Raw genomic sequence first — 11371 nt, 5'->3', positions numbered from 1 at the left:
TGCTGGCGCCCCTGCTCGCCCTCGAGCCGGAGCGCCGCGACAGCCTGCTCGGCATCCTGCGGGCCTGGCTGGGCGAAAACGGAAGCTGGGACGCCACGGCAAAGGCCACGGGACTGCATCGAAACAGCGTCCGCCGGCAGATCGGCATCATCGCTGAGCTGCTGGGCCTTGACCTCAACCAGGCCCAGGCGCGCGCGGAACTCTGGATCGCCCTGCAGTACCAGGCCGAGCCTGATCCGCCCACCCCGGCCACCGCAGGTCAGGCGTCCAGTGCACCGGCCACCGCAGGTCAGACTTCCCAGGAGCGGTAGATCTCCGGGCGGCGGTCGCGCAGGTAGTCCACGGCGTCCTCGATGCCGTCTGCCGCGGCGCGGCCGGGCTCACCCAGCTCGGCAAACAACAGTTCCGGCCCCGCTCCGGCCGCGGCCAGGACCGAGCCGTCCGGGCCCGCGACGATGCTGCCGCCGCGGAAGTCGCAATCATCCTCCGAACCGGTGTGATTGGCGTAGGCGACCGTCAGCTGGTTCTCCAGGGCGCGGGCCCGGATCAGCACCTGCGGCACGACGTCGAATCCGCCGGCGAGTGCCGTCGGCACCAGCAGCAGGTCCGCGCCGCGCAGGGCGGCAGCCCGCGCCGACTCGGGAAACTCAATGTCGTAGCAGATGACCAGCGCCGTTTTGTGCCCGTGGAAATCCACGACGCCGGGGGCAGCCGCGGCGGGCGTAAACGCCGCCCGCTCGTCCGGGCCGAACAAGTGCACCTTGTCGTAACTGAGCAGCTCGTCGCCCGCCTCGTCGACCAGGGTGGCGGAAATGTGCCACCCGCCAGCCGGTGTCACCGCGGGCAGGCTGTAGACCAGGGCGATGGTGTTGCGCCGCGCGATGCCGGCCAGGACTTCCCGAAGCGCGGGCAACCTGCCGGGATCGAACGCCTCCCGCAGCCGCCGCGGCGCGTAGCCCACGGGGAAGAGTTCCGGGGTCACCAGCAGCTGCGCGCCCGCGGCGGACGCATTGCGCGCCGCGACCTCCACCGCGGCGCAGTTCGCCTCGATGTCCAGCACGGCGGAGTTCGCCTGCATCAGGGCCAGCAGCACCATTACCACCTCACGTTTCCGGGCGCCTCCGCGGGGCGCGGCGGGCTCTCCCGACCAGAGTAGCCGCGGCCCGGAACGCGGGGTGTGGTGCAATTCCACCCGGACAGCGTGCCAGCGGGGCAGAACGTCCTTGCCGCGGAGACGGCGGGTGCTGACCGCCGTCTCCCCGGCATTCGTGCAGCGCGGCCGTTATCGTTGCGTTAACTTCTTGACTACAAGGCGTGAATGCGTCACGCTTCATAGCATGCCCTCACCAACGCGCTCAACGAGGAGCCGAACCAAGAACCCCGGATCGCAGTCCGCCCTCCGGCATTTGAACCAGCAGCGGATCATTGAATGCCTCCTTGCGGGCCCATCCACGCAGGCGGAACTGGCCCGCCAGACCGGGCTTTCGACAGCCACGGTCTCGAACATCGTCAAAATCATGCAGGACGCCGGGCTGGCCTCGACTGAACCGATCACCAGTTCCGGGCGGCGCGCCCTGAACGTCCGGCTCAACAGCAACGGGGCCGTCGCCGTCGGAATCGACTTCGGCCGGCGCCACCTGCGCGTCGTGCTGGCCTCGCTGAGTTACCACGTGATCGCCGAAGAGTCCGTCCTGCTGCCCCTGGGCCACCACGCCGAGGAAGGCATCCAGGCCGCCGTCGGGGTGCTGGACCGGCTGCTCACGGACAGCGGTGTGGAACGCAGCGCCCTGGTGGGTGCCGGCGTCGGAATTCCCGGCCCGATCGACCGCCGCACCGGCACCGTGGCGCAAGGCGCGATCCTGCCCGAATGGGTGGGCATCAACATCCTCAAACGCCTCGAAGAAGCGCTGGAACTCCCCGTCTTCGTGGACAACGACGCCAACCTGGGCGCCCTCTCCGAGGTCACCTGGGGGCCGCACAGCGGCATCAGCAACCTGATGTTCCTCAAGATCGGCTCGGGCATCGGCGCGGGGCTGATCCTCAACGGCGTCCCGTACTACGGCAACGTGGGCATCACCGGCGAAATCGGCCATGCCACCATCCACGAGCACGGACTGATCTGCCGCTGCGGGAACCGCGGCTGCCTGGAAACCATCGCCTCCACCACCACCATGATCGAGCTCCTGAGCCGCGGCGAGGACCGGCCGCTCTCGCCCGGGGACATCGTTCGCAAGGCCCTGGAGAAGGACTCCGCCACGCTCCGTGTCGTGGACGACGCCGGGCTCGCCGTCGGGCGCGCCCTGGGCAACGTGGCGAACCTGATCAACCCCGAAGTCATCGTGGTCGGCGGCCCGCTGGCGGGCCTTGGCCAGCTGCTGCTGGACCCGATCCGGCGCGGCCTGATCCGCCACGCGGTGCCGGTCATTGGCGAGACAACCACCCTCACGATGTCGTCCCTGGGCGACCGGGCCGAGGCCCTCGGGGCCACGGCTTTGGTCTTCCAGCACGCCGGAATCCGGCGAAACTAACCATTTCGTTATGCGGCTGTTGCGTTAAAGACTTGACGACAAGGGCTGTGATCCAGTTTACTTTTCCATCAGACGGCCCTGCGGTTTGCAGGGGCGGACAACGAAGTCATGCATTGGAGGCGTAAGGGCAGATGACGTCCCTCAACACGCACAGTGATCCGCTAATCCTCGAGATGCGTTCCATCACCAAAGAATTCCCCGGCGTTAAAGCTTTGGCCGATGTGAGCCTGCGGGTGAAGGCCGGCGAGATCCACGCCATCTGTGGTGAGAACGGCGCCGGGAAATCGACCCTGATGAAGGTGCTCTCGGGTGTATATCCCTACGGCACCTACACCGGCGACATCGTGTACCAGAACGAGGTCCAGGAGTTCAAGGACATCCGGGCCAGCGAGCACGCCGGGATCGTGATCATCCACCAAGAACTCGCGCTGATCCCCGAACTCTCCATCATGGAGAACATCTTCCTCGGCAACGAGCCCACCAAGCGCGGCGTGATCAACTGGGCCGAGGCCCGGACCCGGTCCACCGAACTGCTGGCCCGGGTGGGGCTGCGCGAGGACCCGGACACCCCCATCAAGGAGATCGGCGTCGGCAAGCAGCAGCTGGTCGAGATCGCCAAGGCCCTGAACAAGTCGGTCAAGCTCCTGATCCTGGACGAGCCCACGGCGGCGCTGAACGAGTCCGACTCCCAGCACCTGCTGGACCTCATGCTGGGCCTCAAGGGCCGCGGAATCACCTCGATTATCATTTCGCACAAGCTCAACGAGATCGAACAGATCGCGGATGAGATCACGATCATCCGCGACGGCAAGTCGATCGAGACCCTGAACGTCAAGGCCGACGGCGTCGACGAGGACCGGATCATCAAGGGCATGGTGGGCCGGACACTGGAATCACGGTTCCCGGACCACGAGCCGAAGATCGGCGAGGTCCTCTTCGAGGTGAAGAACTGGAACGTCGGGCATCCGCAGATCCAGGACCGCCTGGTCTGCAAGAACTCCAACTTCTTTGTCCGCCGGGGCGAGATCGTCGGGTTCGCGGGCCTGATGGGCGCCGGACGCACCGAGCTGGCCCGGTCCGTGTTCGGCCGCTCCTACGGCCGCTTCATCTCGGGCCATGTCTACAAAGACGGCAAGGAACTGCAGCTCAGGAGCGTCCGCCAGGCGATCGACGCCGGGCTGGGTTACGTCACCGAGGACCGCAAGTCCCTGGGCCTGAACCTGCTGGACGACATCAAGGCCACCACCGTCTCGGCAAACCTGCGCAAGATCAGCAAGAACTTCGTGGTGGACGCCAACAAGGAATACGCCGTCGCGGAGGAATACCGGAAGTCGCTGCGGACCAAGACGCCCTCCGTGGAGGAAGGCGTCGCGAAGCTCTCGGGCGGCAACCAGCAGAAGGTCGTGCTGGCGAAATGGATGTTCACCGACCCGGACGTGCTGATCCTGGACGAGCCCACCCGCGGGATCGATGTCGGGGCCAAGTACGAGATCTACGGCATCATCCAGAAGCTGGCCAACGAGGGCAAGGCCGTGATCGTCATTTCCTCGGAACTGCCCGAACTGCTGGGCCTCTCGGACCGGATCTACACGATTTTCGAAGGCGCCATCACCGGCGTGCTGAACAAGGACGAAGCCAGCCAGGAAAGCCTCATGAAACTCATGACGTCCGCCCGCAAAACCGCTTGACCCTTTGGGACAAACCAGAACAATCCGAACACCCCGGACACAAGGACTGAAACAATGAACGCGCTCAAGAAGCTCTTTGGCGGCAACACCCGCCAATTCGGCATGATCTTCGCCCTGGTTGCGCTGATCGTGTTCTTCGAGATTTTCACGGAGGGCCGCACGCTCACATCGGGCAACGTCATCAACCTCTTCAACGGCAACTCCTACATCCTGATCCTCGCCATCGGCATGGTGCTGGTCATCATCGCCGGGCACATCGACCTCTCGGTCGGTTCCGTCGCGGCTTTCGTGGGTGTCTGCGTGTCACTCTTCATCCGCGACTGGGGCCTGCCCTGGTACATCGGCGTCCTGATGGGGCTGGGGCTGGGCGTCCTGATCGGAATGTGGCAGGGATTCTGGGTCGCCTACGTCGGGATTCCCGCGTTCATCGTGACGCTGTCCGGCATGCTGATCTTCCGCGGCGCCAACCAGTTCGTCGGCAAGTCGAACACCATCCCGGTCCCGGCGGATTTCCAGTACATCGGCTCCGGCTACCTGGCCGAGTTCGGCCCGAAGACCGGCTACAACAACCCAACCATGCTGATCGGCCTGCTCGCCGTCGCGTTCGTGATCTTCAGCGAGATCCGGTCCCGCCGCAACGCCAAGAAGCTCGGCGCCGAGGTCCCCGAAGCCTGGGTCATGATCCTCAAACTCGTGCTGGTCTGCGGCGCCATCCTCTACGCGACGTACCTCTTCGCCACCGGCCGTCCGGGCACGTCCTTCCCGGTGCCAGGCCTGATCCTCGCCGTCCTCATCATCGTCTACGGCTTCATCTCCTCCAAGACCGTCATCGGCCGCCACATCTACGCGGTCGGCGGCAACCGGCACGCTGCGGAGCTCTCCGGCGTCCAGTCCAAGAAGGTCAACTTCCTGGTCATGATGAACATGTCCTTCCTGGCCGGCCTCGCCGGCATGATCTTCGTCGGCCGCTCCACCGCCTCGGGACCGTTCGACGGCGTCGGCTGGGAACTGGACGCCATCGCGGCCGTCTTCATCGGCGGCGCCGCGGTCACCGGCGGTGTGGGCACCGTGATCGGCTCGATCATCGGCGGCCTGGTCATGGCGGTCCTGAACAACGGCCTGCAGCTGCTCGGCGTCGGCGCCGACCTCACCCAGATCATCAAGGGCCTCGTGCTCCTGATCGCCGTCGCGTTCGACGTCTACAACAAGACCCAGGGCAAGAAATCGATCGTCGGCATGCTGATGAAGAACTTCGGCCGCAGCAGCGAGATCAAGGCCGACGAGACCACCCAGACCAAAGAGGTCATCTCGAGGGGGATCTGAGCCCCTCCCCACGGTTCCCCAACCCCACGATTCTCCCCACCATCAAAAGAAAGTGAACCAAGCAATGCGAATGATTGGTAAAGCAGGAAAGGCAGCAGCAATCGCTGCTATTGCGGCACTGGCGCTGACAGCCTGCGGTCGTTCCGACACCGGCACCACCAGCGGTTCCTCCACCGGCGGCGAAGCATTCCCGAAGGGCTCCTCGATCGGCGTCGCACTCCCCCAGAAGACCTCGGAAAACTGGGTCCTGGCCGAACAGCTGTTCAACGACGGGCTCACCGCGGCCGGCTACAAGCCGGACGTGCAGTTCGCCAACGGCGGCGTCTCGGAGCAGCAGAACCAGATCAGCGCCATGATCACCAAGGGCGACAAGGTCATCATCGTCGGCGCCATCGACGGTGCACAGCTGGGCACCCAGCTCCAGCAGGCCAAGGACGCCGGCGCAACGATCATCGCGTACGACCGTCTGCTGCTGAACACCCCGAACGTGGACTACTACGTGGCCTACGACAACTTCAAGGTCGGTGAACTCCAGGGCAAGGCGCTGCTGGACGGCATGAAGGGCAAGAAGCCGGAAGGCCCGTACAACATCGAGCTCTTCGCTGGTTCCCCTGATGACGCCAACGCGAAGGTCTTCTTCGACGGCGCCATGAGCGTCCTGAAGCCGAAGATCGACGACGGCACCCTCAAGGTCCTCTCCGGCCAGACGAGCTTCGAGCAGGCTGTGACCCAGGGCTGGAAGGCAGAAAACGCCCAGAAGCGCATGGACACCCTCCTCGCCGGAACCTACGGCACCGCAGCCCTCGATGGCGTGCTGTCCCCGAACGACACCATTGCCCGCGCGATCCTGACCTCCGTCAAGGCCGCCGGCAAGCCGCTTCCGATTGTCACGGGCCAGGACTCCGAGGTTGAGTCGGTCAAGTCCATCATGGCGGGCGAGCAGTACTCCACCATCAACAAGGACACCCGCGCGCTCGTTGAGCACTCGATCGTCATGGTCAACGACATTCAGGCAGGCAAGACGCCCGAGATCAACGACGACAAGTCCTACAACAACACGGTCAAGGTTGTTCCCGCCTACCTGCTGGAACCGGTCATCGTCACCAAGGACAACGTCCACACGGCGTACGAGAACGATCCGGTCCTCGGCCCGATCACCAAGCAGTAGTTCCTTATCTGGGCGACCGCTTCACCGGCCGCGCCAGAGTACAGAGCCCCGGCTCTCCCGCAAGGGAGGGCCGGGGCTCTTGCGTTGGCCGTGGTGCGCCGGCCGTGGTGTCCCGGCTGGGACCTTGGCGGTGACCTTGGCGGTGACCTCGCCTGCGGCAATCGGCTTCACAGCGGAGACATAGCTTCGCCGGGAGGTTCGCACAGCGGCCCGTACCACTGTGGGACCAGCGCCGGGCATCGGGCCCGGCAGGAGATACCCCCAGAGACACCCAAGAAAAACTAGGAGCACCGTGAGCGTTCTTGCCCGGAGTGTAGGCAACGCCTTTCGAAACAAGGTCAGGACGGCCGCTGTGGTGGCGGTGCTGGCCGTAGCCATTGGACTTGCCCTGGCCATGCTCGTGGCCAACCAGGCCGTCACCGGCAAGGTTGCCGAGCTGAACGCCTCGGTGGGCACGGTCCTGACCGTGAACCCGGCCGGCGGCCAGGGCTTCGAGGGCGGCGGCGAGCCGCTGACGTCCGCCCAGGCGGCCACGGCGGCGGCCGTCCCCAACGTCAGCAGCGTGGTCGGCACCAAGGCGCTGCGCCTGCGCAACGCCGCTGACATGGCCGCCGAGGCCGCGTCAGGACGGACAGGCCAAGGCGGCCCCGGCGGCCAGTCGGCCACCTCCGTCACCACGAGCCTCACGGCCGCCGTCGACGCCGGCACCCTCGGCAACCGTAACCAAGCCAGTACCGGCGCCTCCGGAAGCAGCACCGCGCAGGCCGCACCGGCGTTCTCGCTGCCCATCACGGCAACGGGCATCGGCGCCGAGATGGACTCCACCGGCAAGGCCCTGCAGCTGACGCAGGGCACCGGCCTGGGCAACTACACCGCCGCATCCACCGGCGCCCTGCTGGGCACCACTCTGGCCACCAAGAACGGCCTCAGCGTGGGCTCGACGTTCACCATCGGTGATAAAGCCTTCACCGTCCAGGGGCTGTTCGACGCCGGGACCGCGTTCGGCAACAATGCGCTCTACGTGACGCTGCCGACCGCCCAGACCCTCGCCGCGCTCCCGGACGAACTCTCCACCATGATCGTCACGGTCAATAGCATGGAAAACGTCGACGCCGCCAAGACCGCCCTGCACACGGCGCTGGGCTCCGACAAGGCCGACGTCACCCAGGGCCAGCGGAACCTTGAGACCGCCGTCAGCTCGCTGGACAGCGTCAAGAACATTTCCTTCATCGCCTTCGTCGCGGCCCTTGGCACCGCCGGCCTGATCATCCTCCTGATCATGGTCATGCTGGTCCGCGAACGACGCCGCGAGATCGGTGTCCTGAAGGCCATCGGCGCCCCGAACCGCACCATCGGCCTGCAGTTTGTGCTGGAGGCCCTCGTGCTGGTGGCCATGGGCAGCGTGGTGGGCGCCGCCGTCGCCTCCCTTGCAAGCGGCGGCATCGCCAGCGCCCTCATCAGTTCAAGCAGCAGCACGAGCGCGGCGGCCACCGGCCAGCGCGGCGGCGCTGGCGGCTTTCCCGGGGGCGGGTTCCCGGGCGGGGCGGGCGGACCGCTGGGCGGGGCCAGCCAGCTGCTGACCTCCGTGACGGCGAGCGCCTCCCCCGGCGTCATCGCCGCGGGCATCGCCGCAGTTTTCGGCGTCGCCATAATCGGCGCGCTCGTCCCGGCCCTGCTCACCGCCCGGATCCGTCCCATCGAAGTCCTCCGAGGAGAATAGCCATGATCGAAGTCAAGAACCTGGTCCGCACGTTCAAGTCCGGCGACCGGACCATCAAGCCGGTCAACGATGTCAGCTTCGAGCTCGAGCAGGGCACGCTGGCCTCGATCGTGGGCAAGAGCGGCAGCGGCAAGAGCACCCTACTTTCCTTGCTCGGGGCGCTGGACAAGCCCACCAGCGGCGACGTGGTGGTCAACGGCGTGAGCCTGGCCAGCATGCCCGACGGGAAACTGACCAACTACAGGCGCCGGGACATCGGCTTCGTGTTCCAGCAGTTCAACCTGATCCCGAACCTCTCGGCCGTGGACAACGTGATGCTGCCGATGGAATTCGCCGGCGTGCGAAAGGCCGCGCGCGCCGAGCGGGCCCGGCAGCTGCTCGAACAGGTCCAGCTCGATCCGGACAAGCACGGGCGGCGCATCAACCGGCTCTCCGGCGGCGAGCAGCAGCGGGTGGCGATCGCCCGGGCCCTGGCGAACGAACCCAAACTGATCCTGGCCGATGAACCCACCGGCAACCTGGACGAACAGACAGGCGAGCACATCATCGAACTGCTGAGCACGCTCAGCCGGGACCACAACACCACCATCCTGGTGGTCACCCACGACCGCGCCCTGGCCAACAAGACGGACCGGCGCTTCCGGCTCCAGCAGGGCCGGCTCACGGAGGAACCGGCCCGCACTCGTGCGGCGGCGGCCCTGACCGGCTGAGGACCGGCCGGCTGCTGAACTCCAGCCGCGGCCGACCCCCTGAGGTCCGCCCGGCTGCGGGGACTCCGGCGGCGGAGCTGCGAGGGCTTAGGCGTCGGAGCTGCGGGCAGGCCTTGGGGGCCCGCCCGCGGCTCCGGCGTCGAGCCGCCGGGGCTGAACTTCGTGAGACTGGATCTCCGCGTCGAACCTCCGCCATGCCAGGGCCGTCAACACTGCGGCCCGCCCGCCCCTGGGTGAGAAGATGGCACCATGTCTGCCCTCATCGCAAAGCCGTGGCTGTTCAGCCAGCCGGACCAGGATCCCCGCACAGCCACCGGCGCCAGGTTGCGCTGGGGCGTCATCGCCACCGGCGGGATCGCCGCTTCGGTTACACGCGACCTTGGGCTGCTGGCGGATGCGGAACTGTACGCCGTCAGCTCCCGCACACAGGCGGCCGCGGACGCGTTCGCGGCCGACTACGGCTTTGTCCACGCCTACGGTGACCAGAACGGCGCGAGTGGCTACGCCCGCCTGCTCGCCAATGACGCCGTCGACGTCGTCTACGTCGCCACCCCGCACGCCCACCATCACAAGATAGCCCTCGCCGCCCTCAACGCCGGCAAACACGTGCTCTGCGAGAAGGCCCTCACGATCAATGCCCGGGAAGCAGCCGAGTTGATCGCTGCGGCCCGGACCAACGGAGTCTTCCTGATGGAGGCGGTGTGGAGCCGGTTCCTGCCCAGCATGCAGCGGGCGTTCGAGATCGCTGCATCGGGCGAGATCGGCGAGGTGAAATGGGTCGGCGCCGACCTCGGCTTTCCGGCGCCGTACTCGCCCGGTTCCCGGCTTTGGGCACCCAAGGACGGTGGCGGCGCCCTGCTGGATATGACCGTCTATCCCCTGCTCTGGGCGCTCGGCACCCTGGGGTTCCCGCAAACGGTCAGCGCCACCGGCTGGCTGAACGACGACGGCGTCGACGCCCAGAATGCGTTGACGCTCGGTTACCACCACGGCGCCCAGGCCCAACTGACCTCGTCATTGATGGCCTACGGCCCCCGCACGGCCACCGTCGCCGGCACCAAGGGCTACCTCCAGAGCCCGGGCTCCATCAACAACCCGAAGGAACTGCTGGTCCGGATCGGCTTCGAGGGGCCACGTACGGAGCAGTTCACGGTGGTGGGACGTGGCTACACTTACGAGCTCCGCGAGGTCACGCGGTGCATCCAGCAGGGCCTCACCGAGAGCCCGGTCATGCCGCTGGAGGACTCCCTGAACACCATGCGGCTTTTCGACGGCGTACGCGCGCAGCTCGGCGTGAGCTACCCCAACGACGCCCACTAACCGCCTCCCACTTTCCACGCCGCCAGGCAACGGACCCGGCGCATTCCAAGTGTCTCGGTATGCCTACAGTTTCGGCCCCGCTCTGGACTCTCCTGTTGGGGCCGACTTACCCTGTAGGCAATTGTCCAGTCTTCCGGGAGCGGGGGTGCGCGCATGGATCCTGCAGCAGCGTCCTCCCGCGCGGGCCGCACCCTGCGCCCCCTGCGCCCCTTGCGCCGCGTGCTCTTGGCCGCCGTCGCCGGCGCCGCGTGGCTGACACTGACCTGCACGGCCGCGCAGGCGGACGACGCCTGCGCGTTCTACGGGACGGCCGACGACGCCGGCGAGAGCGCGGCCGCCGCCTCGTGTACGGACGCCGACGACCTCCCTGTTCCCTCCCTCGACGGCGTGGTTTCCGTGGACCTCCCCGCGGTCCCGGCGGGCACCTGGGCGGCGGCCACTGTTCCGGGGCCGGCAGTAGCTTCCGCCGACGTCGTTCCTGCCGACCCGGACGGGCCCGCCCGCACCGACGCTGACCCGGCGGTTCCCGACGCGCCACCGCCCGCCGCCCCTGGGCAGGCGGCACCGGACCCGGCACTCCCCTCCCCGGCGCTCCCTGACCCCTCGCTCCCTGAACCGGCAGTCACCCCGCCGGCAACCGGGCCCGTGCTGGACCCTGCGATTCCGGTTCCCGGTGTTGTTCCGCCGGTGGTGGACCCTGCGGTACCGGTTCCCGGCGTCGAACCGCCGGTCGGCGACCCCGCGGCCCCGGCTCCAGCAGCTCCGCTCCCGGGCGACCCCGCGGCCCCGGTTCCGGATCCAGCAGCTCCGCTCCCCGGCGACCCCGCGGCCGGCCCACCAGACGGCGTCGTTCCAGACGGCGTCGTTCCAGGCGGCATCGTTCCAGGCGGCGACGTCGCGGCGGGATCGCCGGC

Annotated in this window: 9 protein-coding genes and 1 pseudogene; 9 read left to right on the top strand and 1 reads right to left on the bottom strand. The window is 67.3% G+C overall.

The genetic code is table 11. The features are described from left to right. Positions 1 to 311 (top strand): helix-turn-helix domain-containing protein (locus Y706_RS28285; protein WP_162159080.1); only part of this gene is annotated, 311 nt, incomplete at its 5' end. Here the strand turns inward: Y706_RS28285 and Y706_RS0115515 are convergent. Next, complete coding sequence (locus Y706_RS0115515; protein WP_028277322.1) at positions 290 to 1096, bottom strand: nitrilase-related carbon-nitrogen hydrolase; 807 nt, start codon at positions 1094 to 1096, stop codon at positions 290 to 292. The two genes, Y706_RS28285 and Y706_RS0115515, sit on opposite strands and share 22 nt — an antisense overlap. A gap of 241 nt (positions 1097 to 1337) precedes the next feature. Here Y706_RS0115515 and Y706_RS0115510 point away from each other — a divergent pair, with 241 nt between their 5' ends. The 8 genes and pseudogenes from Y706_RS0115510 to Y706_RS29340 all read left to right on the top strand — a co-directional run. Beyond that, a complete protein-coding gene (locus Y706_RS0115510; RefSeq protein ID WP_028277321.1) occupies positions 1338 to 2528 on the top strand; it encodes an ROK family transcriptional regulator in 1191 nt (396 codons plus the stop codon). A gap of 131 nt (positions 2529 to 2659) precedes the next feature. Further along, positions 2660 to 4216, top strand: a complete 1557-nt coding sequence (gene mmsA, locus Y706_RS0115505; protein ID WP_028277320.1) for a multiple monosaccharide ABC transporter ATP-binding protein — start codon at positions 2660 to 2662, stop codon at positions 4214 to 4216. A gap of 54 nt (positions 4217 to 4270) precedes the next feature. Continuing rightward, on the top strand, positions 4271 to 5539 hold the full coding sequence (mmsB, locus tag Y706_RS0115500) for a multiple monosaccharide ABC transporter permease (protein WP_028277319.1): 1269 nt from the start codon (positions 4271 to 4273) through the stop codon (positions 5537 to 5539). Between the two features lie 64 nt (positions 5540 to 5603). Next, the gene (locus Y706_RS0115495; protein ID WP_043436250.1) at positions 5604 to 6707 is read left to right on the top strand and encodes a substrate-binding domain-containing protein; all 1104 of its coding nucleotides are present in this window, start codon (positions 5604 to 5606) and stop codon (positions 6705 to 6707) included. A 292-nt stretch (positions 6708 to 6999) separates the two neighbouring features. Next, positions 7000 to 8427, top strand: coding sequence for an ABC transporter permease (locus Y706_RS0115490; RefSeq protein ID WP_028277317.1), 1428 nt, complete (start codon positions 7000 to 7002; stop codon positions 8425 to 8427). A 2-nt stretch (positions 8428 to 8429) separates the two neighbouring features. Continuing rightward, the gene (locus tag Y706_RS0115485) at positions 8430 to 9137 is read left to right on the top strand and encodes an ABC transporter ATP-binding protein (protein ID WP_028277316.1); all 708 of its coding nucleotides are present in this window, start codon (positions 8430 to 8432) and stop codon (positions 9135 to 9137) included. 249 nt (positions 9138 to 9386) lie between these two features. Further along, a complete protein-coding gene (locus Y706_RS0115480; RefSeq protein WP_028277315.1) occupies positions 9387 to 10457 on the top strand; it encodes a Gfo/Idh/MocA family protein in 1071 nt (356 codons plus the stop codon). 153 nt (positions 10458 to 10610) lie between these two features. Next, positions 10611 to 11371, top strand: a pseudogene (locus Y706_RS29340) (hypothetical protein); the annotation flags it as partial.

Source organism: Arthrobacter sp. I3 (genome assembly GCF_000520575.1).
Lineage (GTDB): Bacteria > Actinomycetota > Actinomycetes > Actinomycetales > Micrococcaceae > Arthrobacter > Arthrobacter humicola_A.
The sequence above is the reverse complement of the archived record's forward strand: the minus strand, read 5'-3'. Positions and strand labels throughout refer to the sequence as shown.

Excerpts from the sequence above, each read along its gene's own strand:
- Y706_RS0115510 (WP_028277321.1), top strand. The coding sequence starts at position 1,338 with ATGCCCTCACCAACGCGCTCAACGAGGAGCCGAACCAAGAACCCCGGA.
- Y706_RS0115480 (WP_028277315.1), top strand. The coding sequence starts at position 9,387 with ATGTCTGCCCTCATCGCAAAGCCGTGGCTGTTCAGCCAGCCGGACCAG.
- Y706_RS0115515 (WP_028277322.1), bottom strand. The coding sequence starts at position 1,096 with ATGGTGCTGCTGGCCCTGATGCAGGCGAACTCCGCCGTGCTGGACATC.
- Y706_RS0115495 (WP_043436250.1), top strand. The coding sequence starts at position 5,604 with ATGCGAATGATTGGTAAAGCAGGAAAGGCAGCAGCAATCGCTGCTATT.
- mmsB (WP_028277319.1), top strand. The coding sequence starts at position 4,271 with ATGAACGCGCTCAAGAAGCTCTTTGGCGGCAACACCCGCCAATTCGGC.
- Y706_RS0115485 (WP_028277316.1), top strand. The coding sequence starts at position 8,430 with ATGATCGAAGTCAAGAACCTGGTCCGCACGTTCAAGTCCGGCGACCGG.
- mmsA (WP_028277320.1), top strand. The coding sequence starts at position 2,660 with ATGACGTCCCTCAACACGCACAGTGATCCGCTAATCCTCGAGATGCGT.